Origin of the sequence: Ralstonia sp. RL (assembly GCF_001683835.1) — a bacterium.
Taxonomy (GTDB): Bacteria; Pseudomonadota; Gammaproteobacteria; order Burkholderiales; family Burkholderiaceae; genus Ralstonia; species Ralstonia mannitolilytica.
Genome location: NZ_LWRX01000133.1, coordinates 17929 through 39495, shown reverse-complemented (window position 1 = coordinate 39495; position 21567 = coordinate 17929). Strand labels below are relative to the sequence as shown.

Here is a 21567-nt window from a genome sequence, read left to right as displayed (position 1 = left end):
CCATCATGAAAGCTGTCGTATTTCACGGCGTCGGAGACATCCGTCTGGAAGACGTGCCCGAGCCGACACTGCGCGAGCCGACCGACGCCATCGTGCGCCTGACGGCTAGCGCCATCTGCGGGACGGACCTGCATTTCGTGCGCGGCACGATGTCCGATGTGAAGGAAGGGCGCATCCTTGGCCACGAGGGTGTGGGTGTGGTCGAGGCCCTCGGCGAGGACGTGCGCAACCTGTCGGTGGGCGACCGTGTGGTGATTCCGTCCACCATTGCGTGCGGGGCGTGCGCGTACTGCCGTGCGGGCTACACCGCGCAATGTGACGTCGCCAATCCGCACGGCCACCTCGCCGGCACGGCGTTCTACGGTGGCCCCGAAGGCGCCGGCGGGTTTGACGGCCTGCAGGCCGAGAAGGCCCGCGTGCCCTTCGCGCATGTCAACCTCGTCAAGCTGCCCGACGAGGTGAGCGACGACCAGGCGATCCTGCTGTCCGACATCTTCCCCACGGGCTACTTCGGCGCCGACCTGGCCAACATCAAGCCGGGGCACACCGTGGCCGTGTTCGGGGCGGGCCCGGTGGGGCAGTTCGTGATCGCCTCGGCCAAGCTGATGCAGGCGGGGCGCATCTTCGCGATCGATCATGTGCCGGACCGGCTCGACATGGCGCGCGCCCAGGGCGCCGAGGTGATCGACTTCGAGCGTGAAGACCCGGTGCAGGCGCTGCGCCGGCTGACCGGCGGCATCGGCGTGGATTGCGCCATCGACGCCGTCGGCGTGGACGCTCAGCATGCCGACCACGGCCCGGCGCGGCCCGACGACAAGACCACGCAGGCCTTTGCCGCCGAACGCAAGGCCACCGCGCCGCAGGCGCGCGGCACCGGCGCGGTGTCCGACGCCAACGAGAATGCGCCATGGCAGGCCGGCGATGCGCCGTCGCAAGCGCTGCGCTGGGCCGTGCAAGGGCTGGCCAAGGCGGGCACGCTGTCGATCATCGGCGTGTATCCGCCCACCGACACGACGTTCCCGATCGGCATGGCGATGAACAAGAACCTCACGCTGCGCATGGGCAACTGCAACCATCGCCGCTATCTGCCCAAGCTGGTCGAGCTGGTGCGCACGGGCGCAATCGACCCGGCGGCGGTGCTGTCGGTGCGCGAGCCCATGGCCGCGGCGCTGGACGCCTACCGCGCTTTCGATACGCGCCAGCCCGGGTGGATCAAGGTCAAGCTCGATCCGCAGTCCGGCGACGGCGCGCGTGCACCGGGTGCGTCCCGCGCATGAGCCGCGCACTGCACGATCGCGTCGCGCGTCTGGGGCCGGTGCTGGTGATCTCACCGCACTTTGACGACGCGATCTTCTCGTGCGGCAACCTCCTGGCCGCGCACCATGGCAGCCACACCGCCACGGTGTTCGGCGGCGCGCCCGACACCCCGATGTCCACGGAGTGGGACGCCCAGGCCGGCTTTGCCCATTCCACCGAGGCCATCGCCGTGCGTCGGCAGGAGGATGCCCAGGCCCACGCCCAGGTGAGCGCCACCGTGCATCACCTCGACTTCTGCGACAGCCAGTACGGGCAGACGCCCGCCCTCGATGCGCTGGAGCGCGCACTGTACCGGCTGGTCGCGCGTCACTCCGCCGAGGCGGTGTTCGTGCCGCTCGGGCTGTTCCATAGCGACCACGTCCTCGTGCACGAAGCGGCGCTGCTGATGCTGCCCAAGCTGCCGAAGCGGTTGTGGATCGGCTACGAAGACGCGCTGTACCGGCGCGGGCGCGGCGCCGTGCAGTCGCGCCTGGTCGCCCTGGCCGAGCGCGGCATCGTCACCACGCCGGTCTCGCCGGTCTGCGCCGTGGACGGCCGCCAGAAGCGGCGCGCCGTCGCCTGCTATGCAAGCCAGTTGCGCGCGTTCGGCCCCGGCGGTATCGAAGACGTCTACCAGCCGGAGCGCTTCTGGCTGCTGGAACAAGGAGATTCCGATCATGCAACCACTGGATGACGCCCGCACGGCGCCTGTGCCGTGCTCCATCGTCGTGCTCACGTACAACCGTGCGGCCACCGTGCTGGAAACGCTCGGCAAGCTCACGGCCCTGGCCGAGCCGTGGCCCATCGTCGTGGTCGACAACGGCTCCACCGACGGCACGGCCGACCAGATCGCGGCCCGCTTTCCGGGTGTGACGCTCGTGCGCGCGCCGCGCAACTATGGCGCCGCCGGCCGCAACCTCGGTGTCGCGTCGGTCGACACACCGTACGTGGCGTTCTGCGATGACGACACGGTGTGGCTGCCGGGCTCCATCGCGCGTGCCGTGGACGTCCTGCAGCGGTATCCCTCGGTGGCGGTGGTGGCGGCGCACGTCGTGGTGGGCCCCACGCGGCGGGACGATCCGGCGTGCGAGCCGATGGCGGCCAGCACGCTGCCCTCCGAAGGCCTGCCGGGCCCGGCGCTGCTCGGCTTCATGGCAGGCGCCTGCGTGGTGCGCGCGCGTGCCTTTACCGAGGCAGGGGGGTACCGGCACGACCTCTTCATCGGCGGGGAGGAAAGCGTGCTGGCGCTGGACCTGGTGGATGCCGGCTGGCGCATCGTCTATTGCCGCGAGGTGGTCACGCACCACAACCCCTCGCCGGTGCGCGACGTGATGCAGCGGCGCGCGCTGCTCACGCGCAACGAGTTGCTGGCCGCATGGCTGCGGCTGCCGCAGGATCTCGCCTGGCGCGTCACCGGCCGGGCGCTGCGTGCGATGGCCGAACAGGGTGTGCTGGGCGAGGCGCTGCCAGCGGCGCTCGTGCGCCTGCCGCGCGCGCTGCTGCGCCGGCACACCGTGCAGCCCGCGACGGCCGCGCTGTGGCGGCAGATGGACGCCGACCGCCAGCGCCGCCAGGCCATCCCGACCTTGTCGATCGGCTGACCCGCGCGAGGTCTCAGGCAAGCACGGGGGCCGGCGCCAGGAAGAACTGCTGGCGGAAGTATTCGACCGTGCGCGCGAGCCCCACTTCCAGCGCGGTAGACGGCTCCCAGCCGAGCTTCTCACGCGCGAGCGTGATGTCTGGGCACCGTTGCGTGGGGTCGTCCTGCGGCAGCGGGCGGAAGACGAGTTCCGAATTCGAGCGCGTGCACGCCACGATGTGCCGCGCAATCTCCAGCATGCTCATCTCGACCGGATTGCCGAGGTTGACCGGCCCGGCAAAGTCGGGCGGCGTGTTCATGAGGCGGACGAGGGCGTCGATCAGGTCATCGACGTAACAGAAAGCGCGCGTCTGGCGGCCGTCGCCATAGAGCGTGATGGGCTCGCCGGCGAGCGCCTGCATGATGAAGTTGGACACGACGCGCCCGTCGTTCGGGTGCATGCGCGGGCCGTAGGTGTTGAAGATGCGCGCCACCTTCACGTCCAGGCCGTGCTGGCGGCGGTAGTCCATGAACAGCGTCTCTGCGCAGCGTTTGCCCTCGTCGTAGCACGAGCGCACGCCGATCGGGTTGACGTTGCCCCAGTACGCCTCGGTCTGCGGGTGTTCGCGCGGGTCGCCATACACCTCGCTCGTCGATGCCTGCAGGATGCGCGCGCCGACCCGCTTGGCCAGCCCGAGCATGTTGATGGCGCCGTGCACGCTGGTCTTGGTCGTCTGCACCGGGTCGTGCTGATAATGGACGGGCGAGGCCGGGCAGGCGAGGTTGTAGATGTCATCCACTTCCACGTAGAGCGGGAAAGTGACATCGTGGCGCAGCACCTCGAAGCGCGGGTGACCGAGCAGGTGCGCGATGTTGCGTTTGGTGCCGGTATAGAAGTTGTCGACGCACAGCACGTCATGCCCATCGCGCAGCAGGCGGTCGCACAGGTGCGAGCCGAGGAACCCCGCGCCGCCGGTCACCAGCACGCGACGCTGGTCGCGCCAGTGGTGATGGGGCTCGGGATGGCCGGGATGGTGCGGGTCACCGTGGTGTCTCATGCTGCCTCCTGGCGATTCGCCATGACCGCATCGAACGCATCGAGCCAGTCCGCCACGAAGCGGTCGATGCCGAAGCGCTGGCGTGCGGTGTCGCGTGCGGCGTCGCCCCAGCGGCGGGCGAGAGCCGGATCGTGCAGCAGCGTGTGCATGGCGTCGGCCAGCGCATCGAGGCGCGTGTCGACATAGCCGTTGTGGCCGCTGTCGATGACGGTGCTCATCTCGGTGGTGGCCAGGCCCACGATGGGCATGCCGATGGTCATGGCTTCCACCACGGCCAGCCCCAGGCTGGTGTAGCGGATTGGGTTGAAGAAGAAGCGGTAGCGCGCGCAGAACGCGGGCAGATGCAGGTTGCCGACCTCGCCGATGCCGCCGGCGTCTTCGGCGCCCATGCCCACCAGGTCGAGCGGCACCTGGCGGCGCAGCGTGTCGAACACGTCGGCGCCGAGCCGGCGCCCGCGCCTGGCCAGGTGGTTGACGACCACGATGCCGCGCGCCAGGTCGCCGCTGTAGCGCGCCGGCACGGGCAGGTGCACGCCGTGCTCGATCACCCGCGTGGGCGTGATGCCGCTGTCCCACATCAGCGCGTTGAACGGCGTCACGTGCACCAGCAGCACGTTCGGATCCTGCACCCAGTGGCGCGTGTTGGTGGGGTGCTCCTGCGGCGGATCGTGTTCGAGATAGATCGTCGGCAGGGCGCGCTGCGCGGGGCTCAGCACCGTGAGGCGGTCCTGCTCCCAGTGCACCCGCGACTGGAACAGCACGGCATCGAACCGCTCGCCCGCCACGGCATCGAACGGCACCTCATGAACGTTGTCGCCCCACGGCAGCGCGCCCACCTTGCCGGCATAACCGGGCGGCACGCAGCCCGATGCGTCAGGCGGACGCGTGACGAGGTAGAAATCGTGCGGCACCTGCGAGAGGTAATACAGGTAGTTGCCGTGCACATGCCACGTCAGAATGCGCAGGCGTCGTGCGGTGGACCGCTTCATGGCGTGGTGCTCCCGAATGTCTTGGATGCGGAGGGCGGGATGGGTGCCGACGCGGCGCGTGTGGGTGCCGGCGGCGACGTGCGCAGTTCCAGCTCGGGGTCGAACAGCGCGCCATAGGCGGCGTCGAGCACCTGCCGCACGCTCACATCGCGCGCGCATTCATGCTGGGTCGGGCACGTCCAGTGCATGCACGGCCGGCACGGCGGCGCGGCCGCCAGCACGCGATGCAGGATGCGGTCTGCCGGGGCCCAGCGCGCCACATCGCTGCCGCACGCGACCACGATGCTCGGCGCGCGCACGGCCGCCGCCACGTGCGAGACGCCCGTATCGTTGCAGATGAGCAGCCGGGCCAGCCGCAGCAACGCCGCCAAGCCGCCCAGCGACGTCTGCCCCACGACCGATGCCGCGCGCTGGCGCATGCGGCTGCGCACGGCGTCCACCAGCTCGGCTTCGGACGGCGCGCCGGTCATCACCACGTGAAACCCGCTGACGATCAAGGTGTCTGCCACCGCGGCAAAGCGCTCGGGCCACCAGCGGCGTGACGGCATGCGGGCGCCGGCATGCAGGCAGACGAGGCGGTCGCGGTCGAGCGCGCGATGGCGCAGCAGCGCAAGCGCCTCGGCGTAGTCCTCGCGCCGCAGGGGAAAGTCCGGGATGGCCGGTACCGCAGGAGCCCCCAGGTAGGTCAGCAACGCCAGCAGGCGCTCGGCCTCGGGCAACTGCGTCGGCCACGGCAGCAGTGCCGGATCGGCCTGGCGCGCGGTCGCCGCATCGGGCTGAAAGCCGAAGACCTGCCGTGCGCCGAAGCGCCGGACGACTTCCGTCGATTGCGGGCCGCTGCCGTGCAGCTGGATGGCCACGTCCAGCCGGCGCGCCTGCATGTCGGCGTAGAACGCCTGCGTGGCATCGGTGTCGGCGGGGCCGGCTTCAGGAAACGCGTTGCCGCCGGGGAAGGGCACGAAGTCGTCCAGCAGATCGGCATATCGCTGCTGGAACTGCCGCGCCCACGGCAGGCCGACGAGCGTGATGTGCGCGTGCGGCGCAGCGGCCCGCAACGCGCGCAGCGCGGGCACCGCGCACAGCATGTCGCCAAGCTGCAAGGCCCGGAACACGGCGATGCGGCGTGCGCCGCGCAGGAGTTCGACAGGCGGCGTCATAGGAACCACACCCGAAAGTGCCACGCACCGCGCAGGCGCCAGTACAGCGCGAGCGGCGGGATGGCGATCGATGTCCACAGCATTTCCAGCACGTGCCGCGGCGAATGCGTGGTGCCCCGCAGGCGCATGGCTGCAAAGCGCAGCGTGAGCGCCAGCCAGAGCAGCGCAGCCCCCGCCGCCACCCACGGCCGTCCCAGCGCGAGCGCCGCAACGGCCACCACCACCGCGGCGCCCATGCCGTAGTAGTGCCACGGCGGCACGGGCCGGATGCGCGTGCGGTAGCGCTGCGGATGCTTCTTGTAGAGCAGCGCGTCGTAGAACACCTTGCGCTGCTGCGACACGCTCACGCCCCACGGCGCCGGCCGCACCGGGTGGTGCATCAGCGCGTTCGGCGCCTGTGCGATGTGCCCGCCCGCATCGAGGATGCGGAACTGCAGGTCGGAGTCTTCGCGCCAGGCCAGCCGGAAGCGTTCGTCAAAGCCACCGATGCGCTCGAGCATCGCGCGCCGCACGAAGCAGTTGGCGGTGACGAACTCGGCGCGCGTGAGGCCGCTGGCGTCGCGTTCGTAATCGGTCGGCTGCGCGGGCAGCGGCATGCGGATGGCGCCCGTGGCGGCATCGGGCGCGGTGCCGCCGTCGGCCGCCGTCATGACGCGCCAGCCTTCGGCCAGCCACGTGGGCGCCGGGATGGTGTCGTCGTCGGTGAAGGCGATGATGTCGCCGCTGGCGGCCTGCCAGCCGCGATTGCGGGCTGCGGCGGGGCCCTGCGTTTCGCGCACGGGCACGTAGCGCACGCGCCAGGCCGGCGCGGCGGCGGCAAAGGCCTCGACGACCGCGCGCGTTTCGTCGTCCGGCCCGTCGTCGGCAACCACGAGCTCCAGCTGGTGCGCATCAAAGGTCTGGGCCAGCAGGCCATCGAGGCAGCGCTGCAGCATCTGCGGTCGCCGCCATGTCGCAATGACGACCGACAACACGGCGGGCGCACGCCGCCGCAAGGGCACCTGCGACACATCAAACGGCAACGGCTGGTTCATGCGACCCCCGCCAGGCCGGGCACGCGCCGCACGCCGGTAGTGGCGCGGGCCGCGCCGTCCTGCTCTGCGCCGCCTGCGCGCGGTGTCTTGCGCAGCAGGAACGGGCCGATCACCAGCGCATCGAGCGGCGACGTCCAGAACGATTCCACCGCATCGCGCGGGCTGCAGACCATCGGCTCGCCGCGCGTGTTGAACGACGTGTTGACGAGGATCGGCACGCCGGTGCGCTTTTCGAAGGCGGCGAGCAGGTCGTAATACAGCGGATGCTGCCGGCGGTTCACCGTCTGCACGCGCGCGGTGCCATCGACGTGGCGCACGGCCGGGATCTGGGCGGCGCGGTCTTCGCGCACGTCAAAGACGAACAGCATGAAGGGCGCGGGCTGCTGGGCACCGACAAACCAGTCGGCAGCGCGCTCTTCCATCACCACGGGGGCGACAGGGCGGAAGTCTTCACGGTCCTTGATCTCGTTCAGGCGTGCCTGCATGTCGGGCGGGATGGGCGAGGCGAGGATGGAGCGCGCCCCCAGCGCACGCGGGCCGAACTCCATGCGGCCCTGGAACCAGCCGATCACCTGGCCCTGCGCGAGCAGCTCCGCGGTCTGTTCCGCGATGTTGTCCAGGCGCTCGAACGGCAGCTTGGACCACGTGAGGAACTGTTCGATCTCCTCGTCGCTGTAGGCGGGGCCGAGGTAGGCGTGGTCCATCTTCCAGAGCCGCCGCTTGTTGCCGCGCGCCTGGTAGTCGGTCCAGAGCGCCGCACCCAGCGACGTGCCCGCGTCGCCGGCGGCGGGTTGCACCCATACCTGCTCGAACGGGCCGCGGTCACGCACACGCGCATTCATCACGCAGTTGAGCGCCACGCCGCCCGCCATGGCGAGGTTGCGCGCGCCGGTGGCCTGATGCAGCCACTGGGTCATCGTCAGCACGGTTTCTTCCAGCACCTGCTGCAGCGAGCGTGCGATGTCGAAGTGCCGTGCCTCCATCGGGCCGCCACGCTGGCGCGGCGGGCCGAAGCGCGCTTCCAGCCGCAGCGGCGCGACGGTGTAGCGGCCGTCGCCGCTGATCGTCACCATCTCGCGGAAGGCATCGACGTAGCGCGGCTGCCCGTACGAGGCCAGCGCCATCACCTTGTATTCGTCGGACGAGCGCAGGAAGCCGAGGTAGTCCGTCACCTCTTCATAGAGCAGACCGAGCGAGTGCGGCAGGTCCACCTGCTGCAGGCGCGTGTACTCGCCGTTGCGGAACAGGCCGTACGACGTGGTGGCGCGCTCGCCGCGGCCGTCCATGGTGAGCACCGCGCAGTCGTCAAACGGCGCGGCCAGGAAGGCGCTTGCCTCGTGCGCGAGATGGTGCTCGACATACGACCAGCGGAACGGCCCGTCATGCCTGACATTGGCGAAGCGTGCGCGCAGGTGGTGCGGTGCTCCGCCTGCCAGCTGGCGCGGCGCGTTCACCACGTACGACAGGAACAGCGCGTCCCACGGCGCGGTCCCGGGCGCCAGGTCGGTCTGTGCCGACGGCTGCAGCGGCAGGGCGATGTGCGTCTGCCCCTGCAGATCGGCCAGCAGTGCCGGGTCCAGCGAGTAGGCGACGTGGTCGACACGGGCCAGATCGATGCCGGCTTCGGCCAGGCAATAGTCGATGGCGTGATACGGCAGCTGCCAGGTGGAAAACGGCACCGGCCGCTTGGCGTGCTTGACGTGCGTGAAGCGTTCGTCTTCGGCCGCGGCGATCACCACGCCGTCACGCACGAGCGTGGCCGACGAGTCGTGATACGCCGCGTTGATGCCGAGGGTATAGAGCGGTTTGGCTTCCATGCAGGGCTCCGGCAATCGGTGGTGGGACAAGGTAAAGGGCTCAGGCAACCGGTGTGGGTGCGGCCAAGCCCGGTGAGGCAAGTGCGGACCACAAGGCCTGCGCCACGCGCGTCGGCTGCCACAGCGCGTGCGTTGCCGCGATGACTTCGTCTTCCGTCACGCCGGTCAGGCACGCCTGATGGCCGAGCGGGCAGACGCTGCGGTAGCAGTAGCGGCACGGCACGTCGTGCGAGAGCACCGCGTGCGGCACGGCCCACGGCGTGTGCTGCGGGTTGGTGAGGGCGTAGAGGTCGACCACCGGCGTCTGCGTGGCGGCGGCCAGGTGCACCGGCCCGCTGTTGTTGGACACCAGCAGCGCCGCGCCTTCGATGAGCGCCGCCAGCTCGCCGAGCACCAGCGCACCGGCCAGGTTGATCACGCGCCGCCCAGCGGCCTGGCCCGGTGCGCATACCTGCGCCACGAGCTCGGCCTCGCCCGGCGCGCCGGTCACGAGCACCGGGCAGTCGTAGCGCTGCGCCAGCACATTGGCGATGCGGGCAAAGCGTTCGGGCGGATACCGCCGCGATGCCGCGGTCGCCCCGGGATGCAGCACGATCCACGGCGACCGCGGGCCGATGCCATGGGCGGCAAGCTTGGCGCGCACCGCATCGCGGTCGGCCGCACGCACGGTAAAGCGCAGGCGCTGCGGCAGGTGCGCGTGCGTATCGACGACCTGCGCCACGAGGTCCAGCTGCCGGCGCACTTCATGGCGCACGTCGCCGGGGGCCGTGGCGGCGATGCGCGCATCGGCGTCGGCAATCCAGTCGGTCAGCAGGGCATACGGGTTCTCGCGGCAGTGCGCCAGGCGCAGCGGAATGCCCGCCAGGAAGCACAGCATCGCGGCCGGCAGCGGGTTCTGCGTGTGGACCGTAAAGATGACGGCCGCGTCGAACGCACCGTCGCGCAGCGTGCGGATGAGCGAGGTCGTCTGCTCGGCATCGGCGGCGTTGGCATGCTTGGCCCACGGCACGTCGCAGGCGATCACGTCGTCGATGTCGCTCAGGTGCGGCTGGGCGATGGCCCCGGCGCGCGAGGTCAGCAGCGTGAGGTGCCGGTCGGCCGGGCCGCTTGTCTTGAGCGCGTGAAAGGCCGGCGTGGTCATCACCACGTCGCCGAGGTTGTCGGGGCGCACGCACAGGATGCGGGCGGCGTTGGCCCACACGGCGCGGCGCTCGGGGATGCCGGCCACGTTCATGCAACGGCCTCCGCGTGGCGCGCGTGCTGGGCGATGACAATGGCGGCGGCCTCGTCGAAGCGCCCGACGATGTAGTCGGGCACGCGCATCGGCCCGGGCAGCCAGTGCGTTTCGTTGCCGTTGGCGATGAGGATGGTGCGGCAGCCCGCGCGGCGGCCGGCCTCTACGTCGTTGAGGATGTCGCCGATCATCCACGAGTGTTCGAGCGTCACGCCGTGCGAATCGGCAGCCTGCCGCAGCAGCCCGTCGTGCGGCTTGCGGCATGCGCAGCCGGCGCTGCCATCGGGCAGCGGCGCGTGCGGGCAGAAGTAGAAGCCGCCAAGCGTGGCGCCGTGCTGCGCAAACAGCTCGGCCAGGCGTTGCGCCACGGCCTCCAGCGCTTCGATCTGGAAGTAGCCCAGCGCGACGCCGGGCTGGTTGCTGACCACGATCAGCGGCAGGCCGGTGCGGGCCAGCATGCGCAGCCCGTCGCCTGCGCCCGGTGCCAGCGCAATGCGGGCGGGGTCGACGTTGTAGGGCACGTCCTGCAGCAGCGTGCCGTCCTTGTCCAGGAAGACCGCCGCACCCGATGCAGGCAACGTCCGCCGCGCTGGCGCCAGCATCACGGCCATGACGTCTCCCGCATCGGCAGCACCATCACTTCCGGGATCACCGTTTCAGCCGGCTGCAGCAGCACGAAGCGCACGGCCGCCGCCACGTTGGCCGGGTCCTGCAGGTTGTTGACGTCGATGTCGGGAAAGCGGTCCAGCAGGAACGGCGTGCGCATGCCGCCGGCAATCACGGCCGACACCTTGATACCGTGCGGGCGCAGTTCGGCGTGCAGAGCGTGCGACAGCCCGAGCAGCCCCCACTTGGTGGCGTGATAGACCGACGCATTGGGCCACGCGCGGCGCGAGGCGGTGGACGCAATGTTGACGATGGCCCCGCCGGCGCGCTTGCGCATCAGCGCGCTGGCGTGCTTGGCGAGCAGGAAGGGGCCGCGCAGGTTGGTGCGCACCACGCGGTCCCAGTCTTCGACGTTCAGTTCATCGATGGGCAGCGTGATGTCGATGGCCGCGTTGTTGATGACCGCGTCGATACGCCCGAAGCGATCGACCACGTCATCCAGTGCGCCGCGCACGGCCGCTTCGTCGCCCACATCCAGGGCAATGGCGTGCGACTGGCCGCCCTCGGCGATGAGCTCGGTGGCGGTGCGCTCGGCATTGGCGGCGTCCAGGTCGGTGGCCACTACGGTGGCGCCGTCGGCAGACAGCACGCGGCTGATGGCGGCGCCCAGCCCGCGTCCGGCGCCGGTGACGACGATGACGTGGTTGCGCAGCGTGGGCGGTGTATTGGCGTTGGTATTCAAGTCGGTCTGGGTCATGGGAGCGTGTTGCGAAGTGCGAGGAATTGCGAAGTGCGAGGAAGGCGGTTCAGGCGGCAAGCCCCGCCAGCGCCGAGGCATTGGCGACCGAAGGCGTGCCGTTCATCCGGGCGTTGGCGCGGGCGCGCATGTCGATGGCCTTCAGGTAGGCCTTCTCCAGTTGCCCGGCCACCCCGAGCCACGTGTAGAGCATGCGGGCGCGCACCAGGCCGGCCTGGCCGAACTCACGGCACAGCTCGGGCTGTTCCATCAGTTGCAGCAGCCGCGCGGCCAGTGCCTGCGGGTCTTTAGGCGGGACGAGGAAGCCAGTTCGGCCATGGCGCACCGTCGAACGGATGCCGCCCACGTCGGCGCCGATCACCGCGCGGCCGCACGCCATGGCTTCCACCGGCGTGATGCCGAACGGCTCGTACCACGGCGTGCTCACGAAGACATCGCAGGCGCTGTACCACGCGCGCAGGTCGGCACGGCCGCGCTTGCCGACGAATACCGTCTGCTCGGTCACGCCGGCTGCGGCGGCCACGGCCTGCAGCCGGCCGAGTTCCGGCGTGGCGGCCACGTCGGGCGTGACGGTGTTGCCGCCCACCACGTACAGGCGCACGCGCTTGCGCGCATCGGGCGGCAGCTTGCCGATGGCCTCGATGACGTTGTCCACGCCCTTGCGCGCCACCATGCGCCCGAGCTGCAGGACGACGAACGCGTCGGCCGGCACGCCGAGCTGGTGCCGGGCCTGAGCGCGGTCGATGGGCGCAAACTCGGCCGCATCGAAGCCGCACGGCACCACGTCGATCCGCTCGGGCCGTGCGTGGTAGAGCGTTTCCAGGTCGGTCTGGTCCTGCGGGCACTCGGCGATGATGCGCTCGGCGCGCTGCACGAGCGTGTCTTCGATCGTGAAGCGCGCATCCGGGAACCCGTCCGCGCTGCCCTGGTGCAGCCGGCGCACGCGGCCCAGCGCGTGGAACGTCATCACGAGCGGCAGCCGCAGCCGCGCCGCGGCGGCCAGCGACGCAAGCCCCGACATGAAGAAGTTGGCATGGATCACGTCATAACCGTTGCCGGCCGCGTGGGCGCGTGCGCACTGATTCAGCAGGTAGCGGCCAAACGCGTGCATGTGCGGCAGCAGCGCTTCCTTGGGCAGGACGGCGGCGGGGCCGGCCGGCACGTGGATGACGCGGCATCCCGCGTCGAACGGCACGATCTCGGGCTCCGAAGGCCGTTCGCGCCGTGTGAAGACGTCGACCTGGTGGCCCAGCCGGGCCAGCTGCCGCGCCACGTGGCGCACATAGACGTTCTGTCCGCCGCAGTCCACGCCGCCCAGATCGGCGAGTGGCGAAGCGTGTTCACTGACCATGGCGATACGCATGTCGGTTCTCCTCATGTCGTGGCGATGTGGGGGCGATCTGGTGGTCCAGGCCACGTGCGATGCCCTCAGCAGCCCGCGTGCCACGGTCGCCACCTTGTGCTGGTGCGTGCATCGATGCCGGAAGCGAACGGCGAGGAGGAGAACCGCTTTTCGCTTGTCCGGACAAGCGTTTGCAGCGTGCCGCGCGGCGCCGCAGGGGCACGGGCGCGACGCACCGCTGCGGTGTTTGACGCGTGGGGCCGGCGCGCGGTGCTCGTAATTCTTACGCGGCCGACAAGGAGAATCGCAGCGGCGACGGCATCACGCTTGCCAGGTGCAGGCGGGGCTCACGCGAGGCGCAGTGTGCCGGCCGAGGCCGCGGCAGCCTGCTTGGCGATGGCGCGCAGGCACGCGGCCACCACATGCGCGAACGCTTCGTCATAGAACGGCAACGCGCCGCTCACCCCCACCACGATGCCGTCGAGCACCGCGCTGCCCCACAGGTTGGTGTCACCGGCGCGCAGCACATGCGGGCGCAGCGCCTGCAGGGCGTGCGTGCTCATGCCGTGCTGCCACGCCAGGCGCGCCTTGGCCCGCGCGTATGCAGCGTAGTCCGCATCCCAGCGGGTGCGGTCGCCCACCGAGTGTTCGTGCAGCACAGCCTCGTCGAAGCTGCAATCGGCGGGCGAGCGTGCCGGGTCCATCACCACGATGTGCAGGAAGCCGCTGTCGCCCACTTCCTGCGGCCGTGTCATGGCCTGCGTGATGAGCGGCAGCGCCATCTCCACGGCGCGGCGTGCCGCGTCGGGTCCGGCAAAGTAAGACGTCTGCGGCTGGGCGCCGGCCGGGGCGTCGGCCCGGGTGCCGGAAGCGGTGGAAGGATCAAAATCGGCCAGCATGCTCATGAAGACTCCTGCGTACGATGGGATGAGATGGGGGCATGCGCCACACGCGCGGGTGCGCGGCGCGCACGGACGACACTGAGGATGGCGGTGACCAGTTCGCCGCGCTCCGTCGGCTTGGCCAGGTGAAGCTGGAAGCCGGCCAGCAGCGCGCGCGTGCGGTCTTCGGGCCGCGCATAGCCGGACAGCGCGACGGCAGGCAGCCGTGCATCGAGCGGCATGTCGCGCTGGGTCTCGAGCAGGCGCACCTCGCGCAGCAGGGTGTAGCCGTCCTCGTCGTCGCCCAGGGCGATGTCGGAGACGAGCACGTCGGGCCACGAACTGCTCGGCGCCGCGCGCAGGGCGGAGAGTGCCAGCCTTGCGCTGCCATAAGCGGTGACGGTGGCGCCGTAATCTTCCAGCAGCAGCTGCAGCATCTCGCGCGCGTCTTCCTGGTCGTCGACGATCAGCACGTGCACGCCGGCCAGCGCGTCGGTCGACGGCAGCGGCGCATGTGCGGGCTCGGGCGGGCGCTCCAGCCCCGGTATGACTTCGGCTTCGTCGGGCAGGGCAGGCAGCGGCGCAACGGCGCGGATCGGGAAATCCATCACGTATGTCGTGCCACCGCCATGCGAAAGCGGCACCACCGCAAACCGCCCGCCGTGCTGTTCCACCACCGAGCGAATCCACAGCGGGTCGAGCGTGGGGGTGGCCGTCTTGACGGTGGCTTCGCCGGGTTCGGTGTCGAACGGGCTGGCGGGCTGCCGCAGCGGCGCGAGCGGCTCGACGGGGTCCAGCATGTCGAAGGGCTCGGGGGTGGGCGCAGCGGGCCCGCCCAGGGCGACGCGCGCAGTTTCGGGCTCCGGCACTTCGGGTGGCCCGGGTTGGGACGCGCTCGGGATGGCTGCCTGCGCCGCCGCCGGGACGGGGATCGTGTCGGTCACGCGCAGTTGCGCCATGGCCTCCACGCGTTCGAGCACGATTTCCACACGGCTGCCCGGCTGGCTGGCGAGCACCGCGTGGGTCAGCACATCGCCCACGATGCCCTGCAGCCGGCTCGGGTCGCCGGTGATGCTTGGCGTCTCCGACCGGATGACCGAATACACGGTGATGCGGCGCGCGTCGATGGCTTCGCGCAGCCCGTCGAGCACGCTGACCACCAGCGCCACCAGGTTGATCGGCTGCTGCGCGAGCCGGTGCTGGGCCTGTTCGAGGTCGGACTGTTGGCGCTGCAGCGTCCAGAGCTGCGCGTAGACGCCGCCCGCGGCGAGCAGGTCGGTGTGGCGGCCGCGTTCCACGATGCGGCCTTTCTCGAGCACCACGATCTCGTGCGCGTCCACCACGGTCGACAGCCGGTGCGCGATCACCAGCGTCGTGCGGTGCGCAGACAGCCGGTCGAGCTCGCGCTGGATGGCCCGCTCTGAGCGCGTGTCCAGCGCAGAGGTGGCCTCGTCGAAGATCAGGATCGACGGGTTCTTCAAGAGCGCGCGCGCAATGGCGATGCGCTGCTTTTCACCGCCCGAGAGCTTGAGTCCGCGCTCCCCGACCATGGTCTGGTAGCCCTCGGGCAGCGCGGCGATGAAGTCGTGCACGTAAGCGGCCCGTGCCGCCTCGATCACCTCGGCCATGGTGGCGCCTTCGCGGCCGTAGGCAATGTTGTAGGCGATGGTGTTGTTGAAGAGGATGGTGTCCTGGGGGACGATGCCGATGGCGCGCCGCACGCTCTCCTGCGTGACCACGCGCAGGTCCTGCCCGTCGATCGACACGCGGCCGGACCATGGGTCGTAGAAGCGCAGCAGCAGCCGCGCGAGTGTCGATTTGCCCGAGCCGCTGCCGCCCACCACTGCGACCGTGCGGCCGGCCGGGATGTGCAGCGACAGGTCGTGCAGGATCGGCCGCGCGGCCTCGTAGCCGAATTCCACGTGCTCGAAGTGCACGTCGCCATGCGTCACGCGCAAGGGGGCGGCGTTCGGCATGTCGGCCACGTCGGGGCGCTGGTCGAGCAGGTGGAACAGGCGCTCGGCGTTGATGGCGGCGTCCTTCGCCTCGCGGAACATGAACCCGAGCGCATTGAGCGGCAGGCAGACCTGGATGATGTACGCGTTGATCAGCACGAGGTCGCCCACGGAGAGCACGCCGCGCGTCACGTCCTGCCCAGCGAGCAGCATCACGGTGGCCACCCCGCCCGCGATCACGCCGCTCTGCGATACGTGCAGCAAGGACAGCGCGCGCTGGTTGGCCACGGCCGTGTCGATGCGCTTGCGCAGGATGTCGCGGTAGCGGCGGGCCTCGAAGCGCTCGCTGGTATACACCTTGACCGCCTCGTGGTTGAGCATGCTGTCGAGCAGGCGGCTGCCGGCCATCGAGTCGAACTCGTTCATCTGCCGCTGCAGCCGCACGCGCCGGCGTGTGAGGAGCACGGTGGCCGTGCAGTAGGCCGCGAAGGTCACCAGGATGGTGACGAGGTACCACCCACTGTAGCGGCTCATCATGATGATGAGCACGGAGCCGATTTCCACCAGCGTGGGCAGGATGGTAAAAAGCGCCACGCCGAGCAGGAATTCAATGCCGGTGGTGCCGCGCTCCACGTCGCGGATCAGCCCGCCGGTCTGCCGGCTCGCATGAAAGCGCGGTCCGAGCTGGTGCAGGTGCTCGAACGCCTGCGCCATGAAGCCCGCCACCGTGGGCTGCGCCACCCGCGAGAACACCATGTCGCGCAACTCGCCGAACAGCGTGCCGCCAAAGCGCAGCACCGCATAGGCGAGCAGCAGGAAGGCGGGAAACACCCGCGCGCGCGTGGCGTCGCTAAAGCCGTCGACGATCCACTTGAGCACGATGGGCACGCCCACCGCGCAGAGCTTGGCCAGCACCAGCAGCGCCACCGCCGCGAGCACGCGCTTGCGGTAGCGCCAGATGGACCGCCACAGGGCGCCGAAAATGCGCTGCTGCAGGCTGGCGCTCGGCAGGGAGGGGGGCGATGCATTCGTCACCAGTCGTGAGTCTCCGGACACTCTTGCAACGCGAGCGTGCGACGCAAGCCACGTTCCACGCCGCGAGGCCCCGGCGCCCCAGGTGGCCCCCGATTCGCGCGATAATGTCCGACTTTCCGCCTTTTCTGCCGTTTCCTGCTGCCCCCGCCATGACCGGACTGACCACCGCCCTCCTGCACGCCGACCGCGAAGCCGGCGTCGAGCACTACGCCGTCCACAAGCCGCTGCACACGTCGACGACGTACGGCTACTCCACCACGCAAGAGCTGATCGAGGTGTTCCAGGGCAAGCCCGGCTATACCTACGCGCGCCAGGGCAACCCGACCACCGCCGCCCTCGAGGCGAAGATCACGCTGATGGAAGAGGGCCTGGCCACCGCCTGCTTTGCCACCGGCATGGCGGCCATCGCGGCGGTGTTCTCGACGCTGCTGCGCGCGGGCGACCACGTGGTGTCCAGCGCCTTCCTGTTCGGCAACACCAACAGCGTGTTCGAGACATTGCGGAACCTGGGCGTGCAAGTCACGTTTGTCGATGCCACGTCTGCCCAGGCCGTGGCCGACGCCGTGCAACCGAACACGCGCCTCGTCTTCGTGGAAACCATCGCCAACCCGCGCACGCAGGTGGCCGACCTCAAGGGCATCGGCGCGCTCTGCAAGGAGCGGGGTCTGCTGTATGTGGTGGACAGCACGATGACCTCGCCGTGGCTGTTCCGCGGGCGCGATGTGCACGCGAGCCTCGTTGTGCATTCGCTGTCGAAGTACATCGGCGGACACGGCAACGCGCTGGGCGGCGCGGTGGTCGATACGGGGCTGTTCGACTGGGCGGCGTATCCGAACATCTTCCCGGCGTATCGCAAGGTCAAGCCCGAGATGCAGGGCATCCAGCAGATCCGCAAGAAGGGCCTGCGCGACCAGGGCGCCACGCTGATTGCCGATGCGGCGCACCGCATTGCCGTGGGCGCCGAAACGATGGCCCTGCGCGTGGACCGCACCTGCAGCAACGCGCTGGCGTTGGCACGCACGCTGGCGGCCCATCCGAAGGTGGCGCGCGTCTACTACCCCGGCCTGCCTGAGCACCCGGAGCACACCCGCGCCACCGAACTGTTCCGCCGCTATGGCGGCCTGCTCAGCTTCGAACTCGTGGACGGCGCGGATTACATCGACATGCTCAACCGTCTTCGCTATGCCGTGCGCGCCACGCACCTCGGCGATACGCGCACGCTGGTGATCCCCGTGGCGCCGACGATCTACTGGGAAATGGGCGCCGAGCGTCGCGCCTCGATGGGCATTGCCGATTCGCTCGTGCGCGTGTCGGTCGGCATCGAAGACGAGGCCGACCTGCTGGCCGACTTCACGCAGGCGCTGGACGCGACCTCCATCGCCTGACGGCGCCCCGGCTCAGTGGAAGAACAGCAGGCGCGTGCCGAAGGTGTGGCCGGCTTCCGCGGCCATCAGCACCATCAGCACCAGCAGCGCCAGGGGCGGCAGCAGGATGGCGTACACCAGCGCCAGCCGCTCCCACATCATGTGCATGAACACCGAGACGATCAGCCCCGCCTTGGCGATCATCAGCACGACGATGAGCACCCAGCGCGTGAGCCCTGCCACGCGAAAGTAGTCGACCAGGTACGACAGCGTGCTGAGCACGAACAGCAGCCCCCAGATCTTGAGGTACACCCCGATGGAATGATGCTGGCCGTGCGGGGCGTGGGTGCCAGCGGGTTCGGTGTGGTCCATGACATGCCTCACCACAGATAGAACAGCGCAAAGATGAACACCCAGACGAGATCGACGAAGTGCCAGTACAGGCCGGCGATCTCGACGATCTGGAAGTTGCCGTGTTCGGTGAAGCCGGGTTGCACGATCTTGCGCGCAATCACCAGCAGGTAGATCACGCCGCAGGTCACGTGAAAGCCGTGGAAGCCCGTGATCATGAAAAAGCACGCGCCAAACTGCGCCGCGCCAAGCGGGTTGCCCCACGGGCGGATGCCCTCGTGCACGATCAACTTGGTCCATTCGAACGCCTGCATCGACACGAACATCGCGCCCATCAACGCGGTCGCCAGGATCAGCAGGGCGGCCCGCCGCGCGTCGCGCCGGTAGCCGAAGTTCACCGCCATGGCCATCGTGCCGCTGCTGCTGATGAGTACGAACGTCATGATGGCGATCAGCAGCAGCGGCACCTCCACACCGCCCACCGACAGGCCGAACACCTTGGACGGGTCGGGCCACGGCACGGTGGTCGACATGCGCACCGTCATGTAGCCGATCAGGAAGCTGCTGAAGACGAAGGTGTCCGACAGCAGGAAGATCCACATCATGGCCTTGCCCCACGGCACCTTGAAGGCTTCGCGGTCGGCGGACCAGTCGGCGACGATGCCGCGCCAGCCTTGCGGGGCGGCGTCGGCTGAATCGGTGGGGAGCGTGGGCATGCTCATGGCGCGGCTCCATACAGCGGCCCGCAGATCGCGGCGACGAATGCGGGGGTGATCCACCACATCGCTGCGAGCAGCACGAGCCAGACGGCCAGCAGGAAGTGCCAGTACGTGGCACACAGCGTGACGGCGCGGTGGGCGCGCACGCGATGTGCATTCAGGCGCGCGACCGTGATGGCCCATGCGACGAGCCCCCCCAGCACGTGCGCTGCATGCAGGCCGGTGAAGACGTAGAGGAAGCTGCTGGACGGGTTGGCCGTCACGCCTGCGCCATGGGCGGACAGTTGCTGCCACGCCATCCATTGCCCGAAGACGAACAGTGACGCGAGCGCACCGCCGGCCAGCAGCCAGGCGGCCTGGCGGGCCCCGGTGCGCCGCGCCTGCGCCATCGCCAGGCTCGCCAGCACCAGCGCGCCGGTGTTCCACCACAGCAGCATCGGGTGGGGCACGGGCATCCAATCCGGCTCGCGCATGCGCATCGCATAGGCCAGGATCAGCAACGAAAACAACGCCGTCGCCACGGCCATGAAGACGCACAAGCCCACGCGGCCGGCGTTGGGCAGAGCCGGCCCGGTGTCGGGAACGAAGTGGCGGGGCAGGGTCGTCATGCGCGCACCTCATTGCCGTGGGCGACGTCGGCTTCCGTGGGCGGCGCATCGGGCGTACGGGAAGGCGGCTCGTTCTGCGGCACGAAATCATCGCTGCGGCCGGGCGGGCTGTACTCGTAGGCCCAGCGGTGGACCACCGGCAGCACCGGCCCCCAGTTGCCGTGACCGGGCGGCGTCTGCGGCGTCTGCCATTCGAGCGTGGTGGCGCGCCACGGGTTGCTGCCGGCCTGTCTGCCGCGCACGAGGCTCCATGCGAGGTTGAAGAGAAACAGCAGCTGCGCCACCCCCACGACGATGGCGACGACGGTGATGAACGCATTGAGCGTCTGCGCGGACGGCGGGATGAAGCTGTAGCCCTCGTACGCGTAATACCGGCGCGGCATGCCGAGCACGCCCAGGTAGTGCATCGGAAAGTAGATCAGGTATGTGCCGATGAAGGTGATCCAGAAATGCGCGCGGCCCAGCGTGTCGTTCAGCATGCGGCCCGTCACCTTGGGGTACCAGTGATAGATGCCGCCGAACACCACGAGGATCGGCGACACCCCCATCACCATGTGGAAGTGCGCAACCACGAAGTACGTGTTGGACAGCGGGATGTCCACGCTCACGTTGCCGAGAAAGAGCCCCGTCAGCCCGCCGATGACGAAGGTGCTGATGAACCCGATGGCGAACAGCATCGGCACGCTCAGGTGGATGTCGCCGCGCCACAGCGTGAGCACCCAGTTGTAGACCTTCAGCGCCGTCGGGATGGCGATGATGAGCGTGGTGGTGGCAAAGAAGAACCCGAAGTACGGGTTCATGCCGGCGACGAACATGTGGTGGGCCCACACCACGAAGCTCAGCGCGCCGATGATGAGGATGGCCCACACCATCATCCGGTAGCCGAAGATGTTCTTGCGCGCGTGCGTGCTGATGAGGTCGGACACGATGCCAAAGGCAGGCAGCGCGACGATGTACACCTCCGGGTGGCCGAAGAACCAGAACAGGTGCTGGAACAGCAGCGGGCTGCCGCCGGCGTGCTTGAGCTGCTGCCCCATCGAAACCACGGCCGGCATGAAGAAGCTCGTGCCGAGCGTCTTGTCGAGCAGCATCATGAGCGCCGACACGAACAGCGCGGGAAAGGCCAGCAACGCCAGCACCGTGGCCGTGAAGATGCCCCACACGGTGAGCGGCATGCGCATGAGCGTCATGCCGCGCGTGCGCGCCTGCAGCGTGGTGGTCACGTAGTTGAGGCCGCCCATGGTGGCCGCGACGATGAAGATCGCCAGCGACACCAGCATCAGCACGATGCCCCAGTCGGTGCCCGGTGTGCCGGGCAGGATGGCCTGCGGCGGATACAGCGTCCAGCCCGCGCCTGTCGGCCCGCCCGGTACGAAGAAGCTCGCCACCAGCACCAGCACGGCCAGCAGGTAGACCCAGTAGCTGAGCATGTTCAGGAACGGGAACACCATGTCCCGCGCACCCAGCATCAGCGGGATCAGGTAGTTGCCGAAGCCGCCGAGGAACAGCGCCGTGAGCAGATAGATCACCATGATCATCCCGTGCATGGTGACGAACTGGTAGTAGTGATTGGCGTCGATGAAGGCGAACTTGCCCGGAAAGCCGAGCTGCAGCCGCATCAGGTTCGACAGCACGAGGCCCACCAGCCCGATGGCGATGGCCGTGAGCGAATACTGCACCGCGATGACCTTGTGGTCCTGGCTCCAGACGTAGCGCGTCCAGAAGCTTTGCGGTGCATGGCTGGGATCGCCGTGGTCATTGTTGCCGTAGGACATGGCGTCTCCT

General features: G+C 69.4%; 19 protein-coding genes. 4 read left to right on the top strand and 15 right to left on the bottom strand.

All coding sequences use genetic code 11. From position 1 onward, the window contains the following. The first annotated feature begins 5 nt into the window (after positions 1-5). The 3 genes from A6M56_RS12925 to A6M56_RS12915 are packed head-to-tail and all read left to right on the top strand — an operon-like array spanning position 6 to position 2897. The gene (locus tag A6M56_RS12925; RefSeq protein WP_102079460.1) at positions 6-1277 is read left to right on the top strand and encodes a zinc-dependent alcohol dehydrogenase; all 1272 of its coding nucleotides are present in this window, start codon (positions 6-8) and stop codon (positions 1275-1277) included. Then, complete coding sequence (locus tag A6M56_RS12920; protein ID WP_045218952.1) at positions 1274-1990, top strand: PIG-L deacetylase family protein; 717 nt, start codon at positions 1274-1276, stop codon at positions 1988-1990. The genes A6M56_RS12925 and A6M56_RS12920 overlap by 4 nt, the downstream gene beginning before the upstream one ends. After that, positions 1974-2897 (top strand): glycosyltransferase family 2 protein, encoded by a 924-nt coding sequence (locus A6M56_RS12915; protein WP_045218950.1) that lies wholly within the window; start codon positions 1974-1976, stop codon positions 2895-2897. The genes A6M56_RS12920 and A6M56_RS12915 overlap by 17 nt, the downstream gene beginning before the upstream one ends. A gap of 13 nt (positions 2898-2910) precedes the next feature. Here the strand turns inward: A6M56_RS12915 and A6M56_RS12910 are convergent, their stop codons facing one another. The 11 genes from A6M56_RS12910 to A6M56_RS12860 all read right to left on the bottom strand — a co-directional run bounded on the left by A6M56_RS12910 (position 2911) and on the right by A6M56_RS12860 (position 16740). Next, positions 2911-3933 carry a UDP-glucuronic acid decarboxylase family protein gene (locus A6M56_RS12910; RefSeq protein ID WP_180964192.1) on the bottom strand — a complete coding sequence of 341 codons (1023 nt, stop codon included), beginning with the start codon at positions 3931-3933 and terminating at the stop codon, positions 2911-2913. Next, positions 3930-4922 (bottom strand): glycosyltransferase, encoded by a 993-nt coding sequence (locus A6M56_RS12905; RefSeq protein ID WP_045218948.1) that lies wholly within the window; start codon positions 4920-4922, stop codon positions 3930-3932. Before A6M56_RS12905 ends, A6M56_RS12910 begins: the two co-directional genes overlap by 4 nt. Continuing rightward, complete coding sequence (locus A6M56_RS12900; protein ID WP_045218945.1) at positions 4919-6079, bottom strand: glycosyltransferase family 9 protein; 1161 nt, start codon at positions 6077-6079, stop codon at positions 4919-4921. Before A6M56_RS12900 ends, A6M56_RS12905 begins: the two co-directional genes overlap by 4 nt. After that, positions 6076-7113, bottom strand: a complete 1038-nt coding sequence (locus A6M56_RS12895; RefSeq protein WP_102079214.1) for a glycosyltransferase family 2 protein — start codon at positions 7111-7113, stop codon at positions 6076-6078. The genes A6M56_RS12900 and A6M56_RS12895 overlap by 4 nt, the downstream gene beginning before the upstream one ends. Beyond that, complete coding sequence (locus tag A6M56_RS12890) at positions 7110-8930, bottom strand: carbamoyltransferase family protein (protein ID WP_045218942.1); 1821 nt, start codon at positions 8928-8930, stop codon at positions 7110-7112. Before A6M56_RS12890 ends, A6M56_RS12895 begins: the two co-directional genes overlap by 4 nt. 40 nt (positions 8931-8970) lie before the next feature. After that, on the bottom strand, positions 8971-10164 hold the full coding sequence (gene waaF, locus A6M56_RS12885; protein ID WP_062738037.1) for a lipopolysaccharide heptosyltransferase II: 1194 nt from the start codon (positions 10162-10164) through the stop codon (positions 8971-8973). Then, entirely contained in the window at positions 10161-10775 is a 615-nt protein-coding gene (locus A6M56_RS12880) for a D-glycero-alpha-D-manno-heptose-1,7-bisphosphate 7-phosphatase (RefSeq protein WP_045218937.1), read from the bottom strand. The genes waaF and A6M56_RS12880 overlap by 4 nt, the downstream gene beginning before the upstream one ends. After that, complete coding sequence (locus tag A6M56_RS12875) at positions 10766-11527, bottom strand: SDR family oxidoreductase (protein ID WP_102079215.1); 762 nt, start codon at positions 11525-11527, stop codon at positions 10766-10768. The genes A6M56_RS12880 and A6M56_RS12875 overlap by 10 nt, the downstream gene beginning before the upstream one ends. 49 nt (positions 11528-11576) lie before the next feature. Further along, a complete protein-coding gene (locus A6M56_RS12870; protein WP_062738040.1) occupies positions 11577-12890 on the bottom strand; it encodes a glycosyltransferase in 1314 nt (437 codons plus the stop codon). A 326-nt stretch (positions 12891-13216) separates the two neighbouring features. Continuing rightward, the gene (locus A6M56_RS12865; protein WP_233902563.1) at positions 13217-13651 is read right to left on the bottom strand and encodes a hypothetical protein; all 435 of its coding nucleotides are present in this window, start codon (positions 13649-13651) and stop codon (positions 13217-13219) included. A 119-nt stretch (positions 13652-13770) separates the two neighbouring features. Continuing rightward, on the bottom strand, positions 13771-16740 hold the full coding sequence (locus tag A6M56_RS12860; protein WP_286758153.1) for an ATP-binding cassette domain-containing protein: 2970 nt from the start codon (positions 16738-16740) through the stop codon (positions 13771-13773). Between the two features lie 149 nt (positions 16741-16889). Between A6M56_RS12860 and A6M56_RS12855 the strand changes: the two genes are divergently transcribed. Continuing rightward, complete coding sequence (locus A6M56_RS12855) at positions 16890-18125, top strand: cystathionine gamma-synthase family protein (RefSeq protein WP_045220328.1); 1236 nt, start codon at positions 16890-16892, stop codon at positions 18123-18125. 12 nt (positions 18126-18137) lie between these two features. On the opposite strand, the gene A6M56_RS12850 is transcribed toward A6M56_RS12855, so the two are convergent. Genes A6M56_RS12850 through ctaD form a run of 4 tightly spaced genes read right to left on the bottom strand, consistent with a single transcriptional unit; the run spans position 18138 to position 21557 of the window. Then, positions 18138-18476 carry a cytochrome C oxidase subunit IV family protein gene (locus A6M56_RS12850; RefSeq protein WP_045218928.1) on the bottom strand — a complete coding sequence of 113 codons (339 nt, stop codon included), beginning with the start codon at positions 18474-18476 and terminating at the stop codon, positions 18138-18140. An 8-nt stretch (positions 18477-18484) separates the two neighbouring features. Next, positions 18485-19177 (bottom strand): heme-copper oxidase subunit III family protein, encoded by a 693-nt coding sequence (locus A6M56_RS12845; protein WP_045218927.1) that lies wholly within the window; start codon positions 19175-19177, stop codon positions 18485-18487. Then, positions 19174-19782, bottom strand: coding sequence for a cytochrome c oxidase subunit 3 (locus A6M56_RS12840; RefSeq protein WP_045218926.1), 609 nt, complete (start codon positions 19780-19782; stop codon positions 19174-19176). Before A6M56_RS12840 ends, A6M56_RS12845 begins: the two co-directional genes overlap by 4 nt. After that, complete coding sequence (gene ctaD / locus A6M56_RS12835) at positions 19779-21557, bottom strand: cytochrome c oxidase subunit I (RefSeq protein ID WP_102079216.1); 1779 nt, start codon at positions 21555-21557, stop codon at positions 19779-19781. Before ctaD ends, A6M56_RS12840 begins: the two co-directional genes overlap by 4 nt. Positions 21558-21567 lie beyond the last annotated feature (10 nt).

Bases quoted from the DNA above. Each gene is read 5' to 3' on its own strand.
- A6M56_RS12925 (WP_102079460.1), top strand. From the start codon at position 6: ATGAAAGCTGTCGTATTTCACGGCGTCGGAGACATCCGTCTGGAAGAC.
- A6M56_RS12920 (WP_045218952.1), top strand. From the start codon at position 1,274: ATGAGCCGCGCACTGCACGATCGCGTCGCGCGTCTGGGGCCGGTGCTG.
- A6M56_RS12915 (WP_045218950.1), top strand. From the start codon at position 1,974: ATGCAACCACTGGATGACGCCCGCACGGCGCCTGTGCCGTGCTCCATC.
- A6M56_RS12910 (WP_180964192.1), bottom strand. From the start codon at position 3,933: ATGAGACACCACGGTGACCCGCACCATCCCGGCCATCCCGAGCCCCAT.
- A6M56_RS12905 (WP_045218948.1), bottom strand. From the start codon at position 4,922: ATGAAGCGGTCCACCGCACGACGCCTGCGCATTCTGACGTGGCATGTG.
- A6M56_RS12900 (WP_045218945.1), bottom strand. From the start codon at position 6,079: ATGACGCCGCCTGTCGAACTCCTGCGCGGCGCACGCCGCATCGCCGTG.
- A6M56_RS12895 (WP_102079214.1), bottom strand. From the start codon at position 7,113: ATGAACCAGCCGTTGCCGTTTGATGTGTCGCAGGTGCCCTTGCGGCGG.
- A6M56_RS12890 (WP_045218942.1), bottom strand. From the start codon at position 8,930: ATGGAAGCCAAACCGCTCTATACCCTCGGCATCAACGCGGCGTATCAC.
- waaF (WP_062738037.1), bottom strand. From the start codon at position 10,164: ATGAACGTGGCCGGCATCCCCGAGCGCCGCGCCGTGTGGGCCAACGCC.
- A6M56_RS12880 (WP_045218937.1), bottom strand. From the start codon at position 10,775: ATGGCCGTGATGCTGGCGCCAGCGCGGCGGACGTTGCCTGCATCGGGT.
- A6M56_RS12875 (WP_102079215.1), bottom strand. From the start codon at position 11,527: ATGACCCAGACCGACTTGAATACCAACGCCAATACACCGCCCACGCTG.
- A6M56_RS12870 (WP_062738040.1), bottom strand. From the start codon at position 12,890: ATGCGTATCGCCATGGTCAGTGAACACGCTTCGCCACTCGCCGATCTG.
- A6M56_RS12865 (WP_233902563.1), bottom strand. From the start codon at position 13,651: ATGGCGCTGCCGCTCATCACGCAGGCCATGACACGGCCGCAGGAAGTG.
- A6M56_RS12855 (WP_045220328.1), top strand. From the start codon at position 16,890: ATGACCGGACTGACCACCGCCCTCCTGCACGCCGACCGCGAAGCCGGC.
- A6M56_RS12850 (WP_045218928.1), bottom strand. From the start codon at position 18,476: ATGGACCACACCGAACCCGCTGGCACCCACGCCCCGCACGGCCAGCAT.
- A6M56_RS12845 (WP_045218927.1), bottom strand. From the start codon at position 19,177: ATGAGCATGCCCACGCTCCCCACCGATTCAGCCGACGCCGCCCCGCAA.
- A6M56_RS12840 (WP_045218926.1), bottom strand. From the start codon at position 19,782: ATGACGACCCTGCCCCGCCACTTCGTTCCCGACACCGGGCCGGCTCTG.
- ctaD (WP_102079216.1), bottom strand. From the start codon at position 21,557: ATGTCCTACGGCAACAATGACCACGGCGATCCCAGCCATGCACCGCAA.